The organism is Leptospira koniambonensis, assembly GCF_004769555.1.
Lineage (GTDB): Bacteria > Spirochaetota > Leptospiria > Leptospirales > Leptospiraceae > Leptospira_B > Leptospira_B koniambonensis.
This window is the reverse complement of record NZ_RQFY01000001.1, coordinates 205,254-222,799: the sequence shown is the minus strand read 5'-3', so window position 1 is coordinate 222,799 and position 17,546 is coordinate 205,254. Positions and strand designations below refer to the sequence as shown.

17 protein-coding genes are annotated in these 17,546 nt (G+C 40.1%); 10 read left to right on the top strand and 7 right to left on the bottom strand.

Annotation, left to right across the window (positions count from 1 at the left end):
- Nucleotides 1–15: 15 nt before the first annotated feature.
- From EHQ52_RS01020 to serB, 7 genes are all read left to right on the top strand, one after another.
- Entirely contained in the window at nt 16–1,155 is a 1,140-nt protein-coding gene (locus tag EHQ52_RS01020) for an aminotransferase class I/II-fold pyridoxal phosphate-dependent enzyme (RefSeq protein ID WP_135613429.1), read from the top strand.
- Between the two features lie 2 nt (nt 1,156–1,157).
- Nucleotides 1,158–1,823, top strand: coding sequence for a dethiobiotin synthase (gene bioD, locus EHQ52_RS01015; RefSeq protein ID WP_135613427.1), 666 nt, complete (start codon nt 1,158–1,160; stop codon nt 1,821–1,823).
- The gene (bioA, locus tag EHQ52_RS01010) at nt 1,820–3,124 is read left to right on the top strand and encodes an adenosylmethionine--8-amino-7-oxononanoate transaminase (RefSeq protein ID WP_135613426.1); all 1,305 of its coding nucleotides are present in this window, start codon (nt 1,820–1,822) and stop codon (nt 3,122–3,124) included. Before bioD ends, bioA begins: the two co-directional genes overlap by 4 nt.
- 68 nt (nt 3,125–3,192) lie before the next feature.
- A complete protein-coding gene (gene bioB / locus EHQ52_RS01005) occupies nt 3,193–4,287 on the top strand; it encodes a biotin synthase BioB (protein WP_135613425.1) in 1,095 nt (364 codons plus the stop codon).
- A gap of 148 nt (nt 4,288–4,435) precedes the next feature.
- On the top strand, nt 4,436–4,609 hold the full coding sequence (locus EHQ52_RS19995) for a hypothetical protein (protein WP_008591702.1): 174 nt from the start codon (nt 4,436–4,438) through the stop codon (nt 4,607–4,609).
- Between the two features lie 23 nt (nt 4,610–4,632).
- Nucleotides 4,633–5,376 carry a GDSL-type esterase/lipase family protein gene (locus tag EHQ52_RS01000; RefSeq protein ID WP_135613424.1) on the top strand — a complete coding sequence of 248 codons (744 nt, stop codon included), beginning with the start codon at nt 4,633–4,635 and terminating at the stop codon, nt 5,374–5,376.
- 5 nt (nt 5,377–5,381) lie between these two features.
- On the top strand, nt 5,382–6,248 hold the full coding sequence (gene serB, locus EHQ52_RS00995) for a phosphoserine phosphatase SerB (RefSeq protein WP_135613423.1): 867 nt from the start codon (nt 5,382–5,384) through the stop codon (nt 6,246–6,248).
- Between the two features lie 18 nt (nt 6,249–6,266).
- On the opposite strand, the gene mutS is transcribed toward serB, so the two are convergent.
- Nucleotides 6,267–8,825, bottom strand: coding sequence for a DNA mismatch repair protein MutS (gene mutS / locus EHQ52_RS00990; protein WP_135613422.1), 2,559 nt, complete (start codon nt 8,823–8,825; stop codon nt 6,267–6,269).
- Nucleotides 8,794–9,456, bottom strand: a complete 663-nt coding sequence (locus EHQ52_RS00985) for a phosphoribosylanthranilate isomerase (protein ID WP_135613421.1) — start codon at nt 9,454–9,456, stop codon at nt 8,794–8,796. The genes mutS and EHQ52_RS00985 overlap by 32 nt, the downstream gene beginning before the upstream one ends.
- A gap of 95 nt (nt 9,457–9,551) precedes the next feature.
- On the opposite strand from EHQ52_RS00985, the gene EHQ52_RS00980 reads away from it, so the two are divergent.
- Entirely contained in the window at nt 9,552–10,250 is a 699-nt protein-coding gene (locus EHQ52_RS00980) for a purine nucleoside phosphorylase YfiH/LACC1 family protein (RefSeq protein WP_135613420.1), read from the top strand.
- A 25-nt stretch (nt 10,251–10,275) separates the two neighbouring features.
- Here EHQ52_RS00980 and EHQ52_RS00975 read toward each other — a convergent pair whose 3' ends face one another.
- From EHQ52_RS00975 to EHQ52_RS00960, 4 genes are all read right to left on the bottom strand, one after another.
- On the bottom strand, nt 10,276–10,683 hold the full coding sequence (locus EHQ52_RS00975; RefSeq protein ID WP_100710094.1) for a response regulator: 408 nt from the start codon (nt 10,681–10,683) through the stop codon (nt 10,276–10,278).
- A gap of 108 nt (nt 10,684–10,791) precedes the next feature.
- A complete protein-coding gene (gene leuB / locus EHQ52_RS00970) occupies nt 10,792–11,868 on the bottom strand; it encodes a 3-isopropylmalate dehydrogenase (protein ID WP_135613419.1) in 1,077 nt (358 codons plus the stop codon).
- A 20-nt stretch (nt 11,869–11,888) separates the two neighbouring features.
- Complete coding sequence (locus tag EHQ52_RS00965; protein ID WP_135613418.1) at nt 11,889–13,103, bottom strand: acetylornithine transaminase; 1,215 nt, start codon at nt 13,101–13,103, stop codon at nt 11,889–11,891.
- On the bottom strand, nt 13,100–14,863 hold the full coding sequence (locus tag EHQ52_RS00960; protein WP_135613417.1) for a phospho-sugar mutase: 1,764 nt from the start codon (nt 14,861–14,863) through the stop codon (nt 13,100–13,102). The genes EHQ52_RS00965 and EHQ52_RS00960 overlap by 4 nt, the downstream gene beginning before the upstream one ends.
- Before the next feature lie 83 nt (nt 14,864–14,946).
- Here EHQ52_RS00960 and EHQ52_RS00955 point away from each other — a divergent pair, with 83 nt between their 5' ends.
- Together EHQ52_RS00955 and EHQ52_RS00950 are read left to right on the top strand one after the other, a co-directional pair.
- Nucleotides 14,947–15,312, top strand: a complete 366-nt coding sequence (locus EHQ52_RS00955; protein ID WP_135613416.1) for a hypothetical protein — start codon at nt 14,947–14,949, stop codon at nt 15,310–15,312.
- A gap of 22 nt (nt 15,313–15,334) precedes the next feature.
- A complete protein-coding gene (locus EHQ52_RS00950) occupies nt 15,335–16,483 on the top strand; it encodes a pyridoxal phosphate-dependent aminotransferase (protein ID WP_135613954.1) in 1,149 nt (382 codons plus the stop codon).
- Here EHQ52_RS00950 and EHQ52_RS00945 read toward each other — a convergent pair.
- Nucleotides 16,381–17,529 (bottom strand): hypothetical protein, encoded by a 1,149-nt coding sequence (locus EHQ52_RS00945; protein WP_135613415.1) that lies wholly within the window; start codon nt 17,527–17,529, stop codon nt 16,381–16,383. The two genes, EHQ52_RS00950 and EHQ52_RS00945, sit on opposite strands and share 103 nt — an antisense overlap.
- Between the last annotated feature and the right edge of the window lie 17 nt (nt 17,530–17,546).

Genomic DNA, 17,546 nt, shown 5'->3' with positions numbered 1-17,546 from the left:
CCCTTCGGAAAACCTGTGCAGGAAACGCAATCCTCGAAACTTCCTTTCTTTTCGGAGCTTCCTGCCTTCTTTTCCAGGTTAGAATCTCAGAATAGGATCCGGACTCTGGATCCTCCTTCTGGCCTGGACCTCTGCTCCAATGATTATCTGGGGCTTTCTAACCATCCTGAAATCATCCAAGCTTTAAAAGAAGGTATCGATATCTACGGTGCAGGTTCTACTGCTAGCCGTTTAGTTCGAGGTCATAGAAGAGTATTCGAAGAATTAGAGAATGATTTTTCGAACTGGGTACAATCTGAAGATTCTCTCTTCTTCGCGAATGGTTATGCTGCAAATTTGGGAACGATTTCCTGCGTGGCAGATCCTTCTTATACAATCTTTTGTGATCGTAAAAATCATGCTTCTTTAATGGATGGGGTTCGACTTTCCGGAGCTAAAAAAGTATATTATAAACATTCTGATCAAAACGATCTGGAAGATTTATTAAAAAAACATTCTGGCACCAAACATAAGATGATCGTCACAGAGTCCGTATTCAGTATGGACGGAGACAAAACTGATATATCTGCATTAATAGATCTAAAAGAAAAATACGGGGCGTTACTATATATAGATGAGGCTCATGCAATCGGGCTATTCGGGAAAGAAGGAGCAGGAGTTTCCCTAGAAGAAAATATCTCCAGAACTTCTGAAATAGATTTTAGAATGTCTACCTTAGGAAAAGCTCTCGGTTTAGAAGGTGCAGTTATTTCTACAACCAAGGACGCCAGAAAATATTTACTTCATTCTGCTCGCACTTTTGTTTTCTCTACTGGCCCACTACCTGCGATCGCTCATGCAGGCAGAGTTGCTATTCGTCTTGCAAGACAGATGGATGATGAAAGAAAAATATTAGAAGATAATTCTGAATTCTTCCGTGAATCTTTGCATCAGATTGGAAGAGATACTGGAAATTCTAATACTCAAATCATACCAATACTTTTAGGCTCAGAAGAAGAAGCATTGGAACTTTCTTCTCGCCTGGAGCAAAATGGATTCCAAGCCAAAGCGATCCGTCCTCCCACTGTTGATATTTCCAGGATAAGAGTTTCTCTCAATTCTAAGATCAAAAAAGAAGATCTTGAAAAATTCATACGATTGGTTCGGGAGAATTAAGTTTGTCCGTCTTTGTAACCGGAACCGGGACCGATGTAGGTAAAACATTTTTCTGCTCTCTTATGATGGCAAAGTATGCAGAAAATCTTGGATTAAAATATTTAAAACCGATCCAAACAGGAACAGATTCAGACAGAGTGAAAATCATGAATCTTACCGGATTGAATGAGTCTTATTTTTTAAAAAATTATTATACATTCGAACTTCCTGCTTCTCCTCATTTAGCTTCTGAAATGGAAAATACAAGTGTAGATACAGACGAACTATCAAGACATCTATTCAGCATTAAGGATGCTAAAATATTGGTAGAAGGCGCTGGGGGATTATATGTTCCTCTCAACCGTTATTATTTTACCGTGGACCTAGTAGAGCAGGCAAAAATTCCATTGGTACTAGTAGCTTCTACAGAACTTGGAACAATCAATCATACATTATTATCGCTTGAAGCTCTTAGAAAAAGAGAGATCAAGGTTTTAGGAGTTTATTTTATAGGTCCTGAAAATCCACTTCGTTCTGATAATATTAGGACCATTATAGAAGCTGCTGAAATTGGACTTTTAGGGACATTCCTTCTTCCTGAAAGGAAATTATCTAGAAAAGAATTCTTAGATAAGGTTGCAAATGAATTCGATCCGGATAGGATCCTTCCGGACTTACTATTCCCTTGATCTGGCATCCATACACAATCCAACTAGACTCTGATCCTCCTTTAAAGATAGTTTCTGCAAAGGGAGAATTTCTATATGATGAAAATGGAAAAGAATATATAGATGCAATCTCTTCCTGGTGGGTAAGTATCCACGGTCATAATCATCCTAAACTTGTAGAAGCTGTTAAAAAACAGTTAGATTCATTGGATCATGTACTTCTCGCAGGTTTTACACATCCTCCCGCATTAGAACTGGCTCACGAACTTTTAGAATTCACTGATTGGAATTTTCGCAAAGTTGTCTATTCAGATAACGGTTCCACTGCACTCGAGATCATGCTGAAGATCGCTCTTCAGTATTTTAGGAACCAAGGTAGAGAAAAGAAAAAGGTATTTATCAACTTCACCTATTCATATCATGGGGACACAATCGGTGCAATGAGTGTAGGGGGGGATTCAGTATTTAATCGAGTCTTCCAAAGCCTTTTATTCCAAACCAAAAGTTTCCCTTCTCCTGCCTGCCATGATTGTCCTGTATCCAAATCCCCACATTCTTGTGCGGAAGATTGTTTAGATGAACTTGAGGCATATTTATCAGCTCACTCCGAAGAAGTAGTGGGAGTGGTGATGGAACCTTTGATCGCAGGAGCAGGTGGAATGTTATTCCATAAACCAAATGTTCTTACAAGGTTAAGAGAGATCACAGAGCGTCATGATGTACTTCTTCTTTTGGACGAGGTATTTACTGGTTTTGGAAGAACAGGTGCAAACTTTGCCTACCAAAAGGCAGGTATCCGCCCTGATATGGTTGCTCTCGCAAAAGGTCTGACTGCAGGAATTCTACCTTTGGCAGTGACCCTGGTCAGGGAAGAAATTTATAAAGAGTTTTTATCCTCGGAACCAATGAAGGCATTCTATCATGGGCATACTATGACTGGATATCCCCCAGGTTGTGCTGCTGCACTTGCTTCATTACGAATTTATAAAGAAGAAAATAGACTCGCAGACGTAAAACAATTGGAGTCTTATTTGGAAGAAGGTTGGGCCAAACTAAGAGCCGAATTTCCAGATAAGATCAAGAATACAAGAGTGCTTGGTTCCGTAGGTGTAGGAGAACTTTTTACAGGAAAGGTCAGGCCCGGTTATGTGAATCCATTTGCGAGAGAATTCCGCAGGATCTGCCAAGAGAAAGGAGTTATACTCCGACCACTTGGGAATGTGATTTATATCACTCCTCCATATAATATTTCTAAGTCTTCTTTGGATAAGGTATTCCAAGCAATACGAGAAGGTCTTGCTGCATACAAAATCCAAGATTGATGAACACCCGTTTTTAAGCTTAATTATAGATTGCCAAGGAAAACACTGCTTCGGAAACTATCGGCAGAATGAAACTTAGTCTAGAAACTCCTCCAGTCACTGAAGAAAAAGTATTTTCAGAGGTGCCAAGCATTATCGATCGGGAGGAAACACATGCAATTCTAAGCGGCCAGATCCCATTGACTGAGGCTTTGGACAAGGCATACAAGGTCCGTGAAAAATACTTTGGTAAAACAGTTCGGATCCATGTTCTAGACAATATTAAGAACGGTCATTGTCCGGAAGACTGCGGTTATTGCGCTCAAAGAAAGAACGCAGGATCCGGAGTCCAAGAATACTCTATGAAATCTCCTGAGGAGATTTTCCAGGATGCAGTCCAGGCCAAGGAGAATGGTGCCTACCGTTTCTGTATGGTCACTGCGGGAACAGGTCCTAATTCCCTCGCCACTGAAAAGTTGGCATTCACCATTGAAAAGATCAGCAAAGAACTAGGGCTAAAAGTTTGTTTGTCCGCTGGTCTATTAGATAGAGAGAAGGCAGAACGTTTAAAGGCTGCCGGTCTAGACCGATATAATCATAACCTCAATACTTCTAAGGCACACTATCCAGAAATCTGTGACACGCATACCTACGAACAACGAGTAGAGACAATTACCCATCTCATGAAAGCAGGAGTAGGAATGTGTTCCGGTGTTATCGTCGGAATGGGAGAGTCACTTTGGGATCTAACGGATGTTATATACGAGATCAAAAATCTAAAAGTGATCTCAATCCCTGTGAACTTCTTCATCCCAGTTGCAGGACACGCGATTAAAAACCCACAAAGTTTAAGCCCTGAATTTTGCCTCAGAACTCTGATTGCATTTCGTTTGGTGAACCCTGACTCAGAGGTCCGTATTGCAGCAGGAAGAGAAGGGCATCTTAGAGGATTGCAAGGAATGGCTTTATACGCCGCGAATTCCTTGTTTGCAAGCGGGTATCTGAATGTAAAAGGTTCTGATGCAGCAGACACGATCAGAATGATCTTAGACTCTGGATTCTATCCTGAATTTTCTTCCGGCATGGGAGAAGAAATAGATTGGGAATCCGCTCTTGGAAAAGACCATCCTTATGCTCCTGAAAATTTCCCGGAACTTTACAAATATCGTAAATTCTTGAAATAGTTTTTTTCCAGTTGAGAACCAAAATCGTATAGCATTTTCCGACCGACTATGGGAAGATTCCCAGGCTCGGTGGTTTTCCAAGATTAATTTCGGAATAGATTGAAACTCTGGTAGGGGTGAAAATCCTGGATATAACGGAGATTGTCGGATGAAATATAAAATAGAGATCAATAAACTAAAAAACGGCTATATAGAAGCCAAATTGATCGATACAGTTTCCAACAACCCAATTGAATTTCGTATATGTGATACAGAAGAATATCTGCAGGCTCAGATCGCTGACTGGCATAAACGATTTCATATGAAAGAATCTGAGAACTGAGAGTTTTTTGAGGGACTTGCCAAATGAAAGTATTAGGGATTTGTTTTTTTCTTATTTCCCTAATCTCTTGTTCCGTTTTCCAACCTAGGACAATATACGATTATTATAATCCGGATTTCAAATGTGTAGACAAGATTGGAGTCCGGAACTCAGATGAATGGGAAAAATACCAGAAATTATATCTGGAAGCTGTTTTACTCTACACTAAAGAGAACGAAAAATTAAAAAAAGCGAATATAGTTTTTGTAGGAAATAGCCTGATAGCTGCTATTCCTCCGGATCTAACCCAAGCGAATTTCCCAGGTTCTGTGAATCGGGGGATTGCAGGGGATATGACGGAACTTCTTCTAAACCGCTTGGACTCCACTGTCCTGAATCTAAAACCTTCTACCATTATCCTCGAAATTGGTGGAAACGATATTAGAGATGGGAAATGTCTGGATTATATAGAAGGCATCCATAGGCTTCTGATCCAAAAGATAAGAACAAGCCTGCCAAATACTAAGGTGCTTATACTTGGGATTCCGCCTGTTTTGAGTAGAAATGTGAATTCTGTATCTCCAATTGTAAATGCTTGGCTTTTACGGATCGCTAATGAGAATCCTAACGTTCAATTTTTGGATATCTGGCCTGAGTTCAGACAGAAAGAGATCCCTTTTATCCGAGAAGAATTGGCTTTTACTTTTGAAGGTAAAAAAGATCCGATCCATATCAATAAAGACGCCTATATCATCTGGCTTCGCAAAATTAAATCTCTCGTTAAATAATCTAAGTGATCTTATTTTTCAGCCCTAAAAACGATTCGGATCCCCAAAGATTATCCGAAGCACTTTCAGCAAGATTCAAACAACCTGTCTTTATCGAAAGAAGGTCAGAAGTTTCCAAAAATTTTGTATGTGATATTTGGAAAACGGACCATTCTCTTCCAAGAGAAGAATTGGTCTATCTTAGACAAGAATTACAAAGATTCCGTAAAATTGATCTAATCCAAATCTCTTCGTTTCTAAACAATGAAGCCTTATTCTGCTTTGATATGGATTCTACTTTGATCCAAGAAGAAGTTATAGACGAACTCGCAAGATATGCTGGTGTTTATGATGAAGTTGCACATGTAACGAAAGAAGCAATGGAAGGAAATCTGAACTTTCAAGAAGCTCTTCAAAAAAGATGCTCTTATCTGAAAGATCTTCCTGTTTCTGTATTCGATGAATTATATTTTAAATTACATCCAAATCATGGTGTTCCTGAATTATTCCAAGGGCTCAAGAAGAAGAATGTAAAAACCGCAGTTTTCAGCGGCGGATTCACAGACATATTAGAAAGATTTAAACAAGAATATTCCATCGACGAGATCCGCGCAAATTATCTAGACAGAGCAGGGGATAAACTTTTAGGAACAGTTTCCGGAACTGTGGTGGATAAAAATATCAAAAGAGAATCTCTTTTGGAGCTTCAATCTCGTTTTAAAATGGAAAGGGAAAACATCGTAGCTGTGGGTGACGGCGCAAATGACCAACTGATGTTAGAAGCTTCCGGGATCGGTATAGGTTTTCATGCGAAAGAAGGTCTTAAGTCCAATATTTCCAACTGGATCGATTTTGCTTCTATGGATGTTCTTTTGTATTTATTTGCAGAATAATTCGCGATGTTGGCGCAGTTAGCCTCGAGAACTAACTCTTTTCTTCCAATCGTCTAATAGTTTTAATGCTTCGATCGGTGTCATAGAATCGATCGGAAGATCGTTGATCTCTTTTTTGAAATCTTGCCAGAATTGACTGTCTCCATTAGATGCACTCATGTCTTGGAACAAAGAAGGTTCTCTAGTTTGGATACGGATTTCCTTTTTCCTAGATTCCATATCTGTTAGAATTTCAGCAGCTCGTTTTACCACTGAATCAGGAACTCCTGCAAGTTGGGCCACATAGATACCGAATGATTTTTTAGCCTTACCAGGTTTTACTTTCCTTAGGAAAATTACCTTATCGTCCTTCTCCACCGTTTCCATATGAAGGTTCCAAACACCAGGCAACCTGGAAAGTTCTGTTAGTTCATGATAGTGGGTGGCAAAAACAGTTTTAGGTCGAGGAAACATTTCGGAAAGAGATTCCAAAATCGCCCAAGCAATACTCATCCCATCATAGGTAGAAGTTCCTCTTCCTACTTCATCAAAAAGTAATAAAGATTGAGAAGTGCAGTTTTTGAGAATATTTGCGGTCTCTTTCATTTCCACGTAGAATGTGGACTCTCCCGCATTCAGATTATCTCCTGCTCCGATACGAGTGAATAGTTTATCCAAGATTGGGAGTTTTGCTGTTTCAGCGGCAACACTCCCACCGATCTGGAATAAGATCTGGTTGATCGCGATTTGCCTCATGAATGTGGACTTACCGGCCATATTCGGACCAGTTAAGATGGCAATTGAGTTTTCTTTCCCATCCAAGCCCACATCATTCGGGGTGAATTTTGCACCTACTGGAAGACTTGCTTCTACCACTGGGTGTCTGGAAGATTTCATTTCTAAATTGGAATCTTCGCTTAGTTCAGGGCGGATCCAGCCGAATTTTTCCTCAGCTTTTAAGAGAGAAATTTGGAAGTCCAGATCTCCGAATTCTTCGGAAACAATTAGAAGTTCAGAAGAATATTCCAAAACGGTTTGGACCATTTTTTCGAATTCTGCCTTCTCTACTTTTTGGATGATCTCATCTGCTTCTAAGATAGTTCTTTCTATCTCTTCTAGTCTTGCAGTGGTAAATCTTTCGGAAGTAACCAGAGTTTGTTTTTTAAGATATTCTTTAGGAGCCTGCTCTGCTTGTACTCGAGAGATCTCTATAAAGTAACCAACAATCTTATTATATTTAATTTTGAGAGTAGAAAGTCCTGTTTTCTTCTTCTCTTCTGTTTCTAGTTCTAAGATCCAATCTGCACCTTTGGACCCAGCTTCTCTGGCTCTATCCAGGTTTTTATCAAAACCATCTTTTAGAAATTTACCGTTTCCTAATATTACAGGAAGTTCTTCTGTATGGATCCTTCCTTCAATATAATCCTTAAGAGTATCCAGTTTATCTGGCTTAGAGATTGGATATCCAAGAGGAGAGAGTAAACTAATCAAAGAATCCAAGGTTTGGATAGAAGAAAGGATTGTTTTAAAATCTCTAGGATAAGCCTTATTTCCTCTAAATCTGCCCAGGATCCTTTCCAAATCTCCCAAATCTTTGAGTGCCTGGGTTAAATGAGCGAGTGGGATCTTTTTGATGATATCCTGTTTTTCCCATCTGGATTTTAGAATGGCTGGATCTGTTTCCGGAAATAAGATCCTTTGTTTTAGAACTCTTTTTCCTTTTGCAGTGCTGCAAAAATTCAAAACTGAAAATAGGGTATGGCCCTTATCTTCTTTTTCGTTTTCGATCAGTTCCAGGTTCAGGATGGTTTCTCTGTCCATCTCCAAATAAGAACCAGTTTGTAAGATACGAGGCTCTCTTAGGGTGAGAGTCCCGTCCCTATAATTTTCTCTAATATAATATTCTAATGTTCTTGTTACTGTTTGGAATGGATCGTTAGAATTTTCAGATCCAACTTTAGTAGCGTCTAAAACGGTTAATTCTCTTTCTCCGAAGTTTTGCCAGGTTCTGATCCTTTCTAGGTCTTGGGAGAATACACAAATCTCGCTCGGCTTAAATTTTACAAATTCGGACTCTAATACTTGGGTTCTGGAAATTGGAACTGCAAAATGTAAAACTTCTCCAGTAGAAACATCTGCCATTCCTACAAAGATCAATGCAGCTTTCGGGACTAATACACATAGATAATTGTTCTGGAAGCCCGAAAGTAAATGTTCTTCGATTACTGTGCCAGGGGTGATGATCCTCACCACATCTCTCGTCATCAGTTTTGTGTTTCCGTCTTCCGGTTTGGATTGTTCGCAGACTGCTATCTTCTTTCCTGCGGAAAGTAACCTGGAAATATATCCATCTTTGCTATGGAATGGGATCCCACACATAGGAACAGAATTCTGTCTTTTAGTAAGTGCGATGTCTAAAATGGCTGAGGCAATTTTTGCATCTTCTAAAAACATCTCATAAAAATCTCCCATTCTAAAGAATAGAATAGAATCAGGGAACTTGGACTTGATTTCCAGATACTGCCTCATCATAGGAGTATCCAGAGCTTCCGTTAGATCAGGAGAATTAGTTTCCGTTGTAAGAGAATTGTTTTGCATTTCTGATAAATTTCCGAATGAGTTCCTGGTCTTTATTTCCTGGCGAAGATTCTACACCGCTTGCCACATCGACTCCGTATGCCTTAGTCTGAGAAAGTGCCTTTGCAACATTCTCCGGTGTCAACCCTCCCGCGAGTAGATAAGGTCTACGAACTTCTGACACCTGGTCCCAAGGAAAACTTTCTCCAGTTCCTCCGCCAGCATCTGATTTATAACTATCTAATATCAATAAATCTGAATTTAGAAAATGAAGAGAGTCATCGTTTACTTTTCCTCGAACACGATAAGAAATGATTCTAGAATCCTTGGTTTGGTAAAGAGGAGAAGTTTCCCCGGGAGCTAATGAGTCGTCGCTAACGTATTGGACATAGTCGTGTTGTAAATTTTTTAAAAGTGTTTCTATATATTGGGTTGAAGATTTATAAAAAAGGAATACGATTTTTGGACGTAAAAATGCAGGAACAGATACATATAAATAGGTGATCAGGATCTCTGCTTCTTTTGGAGAAACAAGTCTTGGACTGGAAGAAACAAAATTGATCCCGATTAGATCGGCTCCTTCTTCCACGCAGATTTTTAGATCGTCTACTTTTCGTATTCCGCAGATTTTTACTTTGGGGGTTTTGGACATGGGATTTTTTTTCCGGGACTGTATTTCGGTTCCGTTTACGGCTCGAAATATTTCCTCTCTTTTCTATACAAGACCAGGACTTCCCCAAGTCAAGTATGATCGATCATAGATTTTTTCTAGAAGATAAAAGAAGCCTTAGGCTTTTGATCCTGGGAAACAAAGAAGCTTCCGGAGATCCGAATGATCCTAATTTTATCCGGGAAAGGGTTGCCCAGGCTTCAGGAGTTGCTGGCGCAGAAGTATTCTTCATAGGCCAGGAACATGGAACTACCGTCATAGAGGCAAATGGTTCGCCTAGTGCCGAAATTCCTACAGGAGATGCTCTATTTACAACAGAACCTAAAAAGATCTTAGTAGTAAAAACTGCTGATTGTATGCCCATCTTCTTTTGGACAGGAAGGCCTGCTCTTGTGGGTGTGATCCATTCAGGTTGGAAAGGAACTCTTGCAGGAATTACAGAAAAAACTCTGGCTCATGTGCAGAAAAGATACGGAGTAGATCCGGAACTCGTTCATTTTTATCTGGGGCCTTATGCGACCGGCAAACATTACGAAGTCGGAGAAGATGTTGCTTCTCTCTTTAGAAAGGAAGTTCCGAATTCTCTAAAAAACTTAGAAGAACCTGGAAAGTTCCTGTTGGAACAAAAAACTTTCTTACTTCATAGGATTAAAGGTCTTGGGATCCAACCTTTTTTGGAAACTGCTGGGGTTTGCACCATGTCTCCCAATTCTAAATTTTTTAGTCATAGAAGGGGAGATACAGGTAGGAACTTAAATTGTATCTGGTTGGAATAAGATCCTAAGTTGAAAAACTCAAGGATCAGATCTTGATGGTCTTGCGAACTGTTGCGTTTGCTTTTTCTAGAACCTTCTCTCTTTTGATCGGTTTTACTAGATAGTCCATGATACCGTCGTCAGTCAGAGATTTGATGACTGCAGGTGTGTTTTCGTCGGTAATCACGATCACTCTGGGAAGAACTCCCATTTCTTTCATTTCGTGAAAGGCAGCAAAACCGTCTATCACAGGGAGGTGAAGGTCTAATGTAATCAGGTCCACCTTTCGGTTGTCCTTATACATGTTTAGGAGCTCTTTGCCCGATTCCGCAAAACCGACCACTTCGTAACCTTCGGATTCCAGGATCTGAGCCAATTGTTTGGCTTGGAATTTAGAATTTTCCGCAATGATTACCTGATAAGGTCTTCCTGATGGAGCTACTCCGCCTTTCATCCAGTCACCGTCCCCGTTAATTCAAGAAATTTCCAGAAAGTTTCATACTTTCAGTATTTATATACGTAAAAATATGAAATTTCCAGGCAAGGAATTCAATTCCAGGCTTTATAAAACCTTCTCAATTTCTATTCCGATTTCTTCCGTTCCCAAAATTTCGGCGCCTTTCTCGGCGATATCTCTGGTACGTTTTCCTGCGGAAATCACTTTACGGACCGCGGTTTCTATCTTTTGTGCTTCTTCTTCCATAGAGAAAGAATAACGTAATAGTAGAGCGGCACTCAAAATCTGGGCGATTGGGTTTGCAATTCCTTTGCCTGCGATATCCGGAGCGGATCCGCCGGAAGGTTCGTATAAACCAAACCCGGACTCTGAAAGGGAAGCGGAAGGAAGCATCCCGATGGAGCCTGTGATGATAGAAGCCTCGTCAGAAAGAATGTCTCCGAACATATTCTCGCAAAGGATCACGTCGAATTGTTTAGGATTTACGATTAGCTGCATCGCTGCATTGTCCACGTAAAGATGGGATAATTGGACGTCAGAAAATTCTCTTTTGTGCAGATCGATCACTACTTCTTTCCAAAAAACAGAAGTGGTTAATACGTTTGCCTTATCAATGCTCGTGACTTTATTATTTCTTTTTCTCGCTGCTTCGAATGCAACTCTTGCTGCTCTTTCGATCTCTCTACGAGAATATCTCATTGTATCGAATGCGAATTCTTCTGCTCCACTTCCTTCTCTACCTTTTGGCTGACCGAAATAGATACCTGAGGTTAATTCTCTTAGGATCAGAATATCCAGACCTTCTCCAATAATTTCAGGTTTGATGGGAGAAGCGTTTCTAAGTTCTGGATAGATGATCGCTGGTCGTAAATTTGCGAATAGATCGAAATGTTTACGTAAAGGAAGAAGCGCTCCTCTTTCCGGTTGTTTTTCTGGAGGAAGAGATTCCCATTTAGGTCCTCCAACAGATCCAAATAGGATAGCATCTGATTCTTCACAAAGTTTTAATGTTTCCGGAGGAAGGGGTCCTCCGGTTTTGTCGATTGCAATTCCTCCTACAAGCGCTTCCGTAAATTGGAAGTCAGAGGCTTTGGAGCCGAGCGCTTTTTTAAGAACGGAGAGGGCCACCTTCATGACCTCGGGGCCGATTCCGTCCCCTGCTAATACGGCTACTTTTTTCATAGAGAATATTGTTTTCCTTTTTATTTCTGTGCGTCTAGGACTGATTCAAGAATATCCAGTCCTTCATTCAAATATTGTGTTGAGATAGTAAGCGGAGGCATGATCCGAATGACTGTGTCTCCAGTTGCATTTACGATCAGTCCTTTTTCCAAACAAAGTTCTGCGATCGATCTAGAGGGAACAGTTAATTCTACTCCAATATGAAGACCTTTTCCTCTGATCTCTTTGATGATCTTGTTCTTTTGTTTCATCTGGTTTAAACGGCTAAACGCGATCTCAGAACAAGAGTTTACGTTTGATAGAACGTCTCTTGTTTGCATAATCCTGATCGTCTCATACGCAATTGCAGCTCCCAAATGATTTCCACCGTAAGTTGTGCCATGAGTACCCTTAGCTAGAACGTCTTGGTATTTTTCAGCAACTACTAAGGCTCCGATTGGAAACCCAGAACCGAGTCCTTTTGCAAGAGCCATTACATCCGGAGAAAACCCGTAAGTTTCGAATGCGAACATTGTACCTGTTCTTCCAAAACCAGTTTGGATCTCATCTAAGATAAGAAGTGCTTCGTTTTCTAAAGTTAACTCTCTTGCTAAATTCATATATCCATGAGAGAGAGGAATAATACCACTTTCTCCCAAGATTGGTTCTGCGATGAATGCTACCACTCTGCCCGCAAATCTTTCGAAAGCTTCTACAAGTTCTTCTTCGTTGTTTGGAGAAACGAATTCGATCCCGTCTAAAAGTTTTCCAAAACCAGTATGTAGTTTTTTCTGTCCTGTTAAACTGATCCCTGAAACAGATCTTCCGTGAAAACTTTTCTGTAAAGAAATGATAATCGGATCATGGATCTGCTTTTGTTCAGCATATGCTCTCGCAAGTTTGAAGGCAGCCTCGATCGCTTCTGTTCCAGAATTACATATAAACACTTTTCCAGGAAATGTATTCAAGATGAGAAGTTCCGCTAAACGAGATGCTTCTTCCGAATAGAACCAATTGGAAGTATGCATCAATTTATCTATCTGGTTACGGATTGCTTCTATAATATCCGGATCACTATGCCCCAGATTTGTAACCGCAACACCCGCCAAAAAGTCGATGTACTGTTTATTGTTTTGATCGAATAATAATTCGTTCACTCCATAACGGAATGCTACAGGGTAACGATTGAATAAGTCTAGAAGATACTTGTCCGTAAGTTCTTTTGTAGTTTGGAAATCTGATGCAGTTTCGTTCATGATAAACCCGCCAATTGTAAAAATAAGGACTCTGTTTCTTTCAATTCTTCTAATAAACTTTCAGTGAGATTTGGAATCTCAGTTTTGGTCTTAGGAGAAGTCCTACTTTTGAAAGAAGAATAAATTTTGATCTTAGGCTCAGTCCCAGAGGGACGGATGGTCAGCTTTGCCTGATCTTCTAACTCTAATTGGATCACATCGGAAGAAGGAAGGCCGGAAAACGCAGATTTAGAAGCGCTTCCTTTTGCGATCTTATTCTTAAAATCTAAAAATCCAGTGACCTTTCTTTTGCCGATTGATTTTCCGATCAGATCATTGTCACGGAGTGATTGTAATGAATCTTGGATTTTCTTTTTACCAGCAAGTCCTTCTAATGTTAAAGACTTTAGACTTTCTTGGTACAATCCATATTTAAGATATACATCATCCATATAAGAAAGAAGGTCTTTTTTTTCTGAAAGAACTTCCATGAGTAGAAGTGCAGAAGATAAACTGTCTTTATCTCTTACAAAATCCACTGGCAAATAACCATAGGATTCTTCTCCCCCAAAAAGGAAATACTGGGTTTTGCTTTTATCCAGTTTTCCCATCACTTCTGCGATAAACTTGAAACCTGTTAGAACATTCTTAAGTGCGATCTTGTTCTTGTTTGCGATCTCAGCTTGCAAATCAGTGGTTACTACTGTTTTTACAAGAACTGGCTTTTTACCTTTTTTAGGTTTAGATCCTACCTTCTCCGCTAAGTAAGCAGCTAAAATAGAACCGATTTGGTTTCCGTTTAGAAGTGCATAACCGCCTTTAGGATTTTTGACTCCAATCCCAAGTCTGTCCGCATCGGGGTCGGTTGCAATAAATGCATCTGCTCCAATTTTTTCGGAAAGTTTTCTGCTCATCTCCAGAGCTTCTGGTTCTTCTGGGTTTGGAAATTTTACCGTCGGAAATTCTCCATCCGGATCTTTTTGTTCCGGAACCAAGGTAACGTTTTTGTATCCGAAGTCTTGTAGTAACTTCTTCATATATTTTCCTCCAGTTCCGTGGAGAGGAGAATATACTAATTTGGTTTGAGATCTTTCTTTAGGAGTAACCTTAGAAGATACAATCCCGGATTTTTTAAGAGCTTTCAAATAAGAAGAGAAACAATCTTCTCCGGCTTTTTGGACCAGCTTCTTGTATTTTGCATCTTTAGAAGAAAGAAATGGGATCTCATTCCAGTCTTGGACTTTATCGATGAGAGTGATGATCTTTTTATCATCAGGAGGAGCGAGTTGTTCTCCTTTAGAAAGATAAGCTTTAAAACCATTGTACTCAGGTGGATTATGAGATGCAGTTAAGACCACTCCACCTGTTGCCTTATAATAACGGACTGCATAAGAGAGTAACGGTGTAGGAGCTACTTCAGAAAATAAGATTACCTTTATTCCGAAAGATGCGGCTACTCCAGCTGTGACCTCTGCAAATTCTCTGGACCTTCTTCTGGAATCGTATGCGATCACCAAGATTGGTTTTTTGGATTTTTGGACCAGATATCTGGAAAAACCTAGGGCAGCTTTTCCCACGGTGAACTCATTCATTCTACCGATCCCATTGCCGATCCTTCCCCTCATTCCTCCGGTTCCGAATTCTAAGGGTACGGTAAATGCCTCGATCTCTAGGCCGGTTTCTCCCTTTTTGTATCTATCCAGGACGGCCTTCGCTTCTTGTTGCACCTGGGTGGAAAACGGGGATTTGGTCCAGGATTCTATGTGGGATTCTGTGCTCATATATTTCTCTAGTTCACCCTATACTTGGAATAAAAAATCTAGTTCTTCCTGGTTCAAGACGTTTTTTCGCCGATTCTATAAGTATGGAATCTAATGAAATTTCAAGGGAACAACATAGGGAACTGGACTCACTTAGAGCGGTATTAAGGAACATTTCCTTCCTTCTATTTTTACTTTCTGGAATTTTAACATTCGGAGCCTTTTTGAAAGAGTCTCCTGGAAAGATTGTAATCCAAGCTGTGTCAGCGGTTTTATTTTTTATCTTGGGGATTTTGGGTTACGGGGCTTCTCTTTCTTTCCGTAAATCCTTGGTCTTGGAGGAGAAGGATCCGGAGCAGATCTTATTCGCTCTTAAGGACCTCCGATTTTTCTTAAGTGGTCTAGGTTGGATATTACTAGGTCTATTTTTACTTTCATTCTTCGGAGCTTTTGCATTGCTTCTTTCCTGAACGATTAAACCATGATCTGGACGTGGGTTTAAGAGAATTTTTCATAGAAGATCGTCTGGAAAAATTTAGGACGGAAGCTCCCTGCAATTTGGGAGAAAGTGGGATCAGAAATCTGGATCTCGGGCAGCTTGCAGAATATCTAAATTTGGATCTGAGGGAACTAGGAAAACTCTCCTTGGCAGATTCTCCTAATTCAGGAAGAAAAGATCTAAGAGAAGAAATTTCAAAACTTTATACTAATGTTTCTCCTGATCAGGTTCTTATGACTACCGGAACTGGAGAAGCACTCTTTATCGCATTTCATTTACTCTTACAAAAAGGGGACACAACTTCCTTATTTTGGCCTGCATTCCAGGCATTGTACGAAGTTCCAAGATCACTCGGCGCCAATCTACAAAAAGTGGACCTTCTTCCCAGATTAGAAAGTAGGGAAGAAGGATTTGGAAAAGAAAATCTAAACAAACTATTTCAAAATTCTCCCAAGCTTGTCATATTCAATCACCCTCATAATCCAACAGGTATCATTGCGGAAGAAGAAGATAAAAAAGAACTCCAAAAACTTTCCGGTAATTTTCCAAATTGGATCCTATTCGATGAACATTATAGATTTCTTTCGGAAGAAGGATTGGATCTGGGTTGGAGCGGCATCGGTATTTCCGAAAACTCTGTCTCTACTGGTTCTATCACAAAATGTTTTGGAGTGATGGGACTTAGGATTGGTTGGTTGATCGGTCCTAAGGATTGGATACAAAAAGCAAGATCCATGAAGGATTATTTAACTCATACAGTTTCTCCAATCTCTGAATTTCTTACTTTGAAACTTTTGCAGAATCGTAAAGTGCTTCAGAGTAAGATTAGGGAAACATTGCGTGGGAATCTGCGAACCTTCGCCCATGCGACTGCCTCGACTGGTAAACTCCCTGGAATCGAAAGTTTTAAAGAACCAAGAGGTGGAGTAGTCGGTTTTGCAAAATTGCAGCCAGGTTTGGACTCTAAAAAATTTGCAGATCTTCTGTATGAAAAGGCAGGAGTGTTTGTTTTACCTTCCGCAGATTTTGAAACGGAAGGTTATATCCGGTTAGGATTTGGAGAAACAGAGGAAAGATTTCGTCTTGGTCTAGAGCGCTGGAGCACTTTAGGATCTGATGTGATTGCTCTTTTGAACAAATAGGCGATCTGCCTGTCTCTCGTAAAAGATTCTGATTCCAGTGTAAAATAGGATTTTCCTAAAAATACATGAGGGCTTTCTAATATACTTTCAAAATGAGAATTTTCTCTGGCTGGTTTCCAGGTCCATTCTAAACCTCTGATCCCTATTTTTAAGTTTTCACCTTGTATTTTCCAGTATGTTTCACCGGTTCTAAAAGGTAATCCTTGTCTGAGCCTAGGTTCTTCTTCTTTTAATAGATCTGGTGAGATCCAAACTCCGAGTGGAAATAGCAAAGGTCTTTCTGGATCTATCTCCTCTTCTTTTGTATGTCCGTAAACCCAGACTTCCGTTCTATAAACTCTGTTTGGACTCGGAAAACTATCCTCGTATAAATTTCCCAATTGGTGAGATAATACTCTCATAGATTGGATCCGAACCTTCCATTTTCCGGGTTCTCCTATAGGAAGAACTGATTCAGGCAAACAATCTTGGAACAGATCCGCAGGAACGGAGGTCTCCCAAATTACAAATGGAGAAAGTGTAAGAGTGCTTATTTGAGGAAACCAAACTTCCCAGAAATATGGTTTGTTTCGTAGGTGGAAATTTTCCTTTTTGCGGACTTTCTTCTTTGGCTCTTCTTGGAATAAATTTTCTCCAGGATGAAATGCTCTGAATGAAGAGGCTGATTCTGGAATTTTAGATTTCCAAGGAAGAAAGAATAATAGGGACCAAAGAGAAACTTTGTGTTTTCGGACTCTATGGAATTTCCTTTTTGCGTTTGGAAAAATTTCCTGTGTTTCGGTTTCAGTAAAGGAGAAGGGCGGCAGGTTCTCAGACCAGTCTTCGGTCGTTGCGGATTCCTTGCCGTTTAAATTGCGAAAATTATCGGAATGAGACTCCGCTGTAACGTAAGGATCCAGTCTTTTTTGGAGTCTGATCTTTCCCGCTTCCCATTTGATGGAAAGGTGGAAAAAGGAGGACCGGATCCGTGAGAAAATTTTTTCTTTTAAACTTCTTAGTCCGATCATTCTTGGAGATAGGTTAATAGACAGAGTTGGGAAAGGCAAGCCTAACTTCCCCTAAA

Bases quoted from the DNA above. Each gene is read 5' to 3' on its own strand.
- mutS (WP_135613422.1), bottom strand. From the start codon at position 8,825: ATGCAAAACAATTCTCTTACAACGGAAACTAATTCTCCTGATCTAACG.
- EHQ52_RS00975 (WP_100710094.1), bottom strand. From the start codon at position 10,683: ATGAAAGGCGGAGTAGCTCCATCAGGAAGACCTTATCAGGTAATCATT.
- EHQ52_RS19995 (WP_008591702.1), top strand. From the start codon at position 4,436: ATGAAATATAAAATAGAGATCAATAAACTAAAAAACGGCTATATAGAA.
- EHQ52_RS00955 (WP_135613416.1), top strand. From the start codon at position 14,947: ATGGAATCTAATGAAATTTCAAGGGAACAACATAGGGAACTGGACTCA.
- EHQ52_RS01000 (WP_135613424.1), top strand. From the start codon at position 4,633: ATGAAAGTATTAGGGATTTGTTTTTTTCTTATTTCCCTAATCTCTTGT.
- leuB (WP_135613419.1), bottom strand. From the start codon at position 11,868: ATGAAAAAAGTAGCCGTATTAGCAGGGGACGGAATCGGCCCCGAGGTC.
- EHQ52_RS00985 (WP_135613421.1), bottom strand. From the start codon at position 9,456: ATGTCCAAAACCCCCAAAGTAAAAATCTGCGGAATACGAAAAGTAGAC.
- EHQ52_RS00980 (WP_135613420.1), top strand. From the start codon at position 9,552: ATGATCGATCATAGATTTTTTCTAGAAGATAAAAGAAGCCTTAGGCTT.
- EHQ52_RS00960 (WP_135613417.1), bottom strand. From the start codon at position 14,863: ATGAGCACAGAATCCCACATAGAATCCTGGACCAAATCCCCGTTTTCC.
- bioB (WP_135613425.1), top strand. From the start codon at position 3,193: ATGAAACTTAGTCTAGAAACTCCTCCAGTCACTGAAGAAAAAGTATTT.
- EHQ52_RS00965 (WP_135613418.1), bottom strand. From the start codon at position 13,103: ATGAACGAAACTGCATCAGATTTCCAAACTACAAAAGAACTTACGGAC.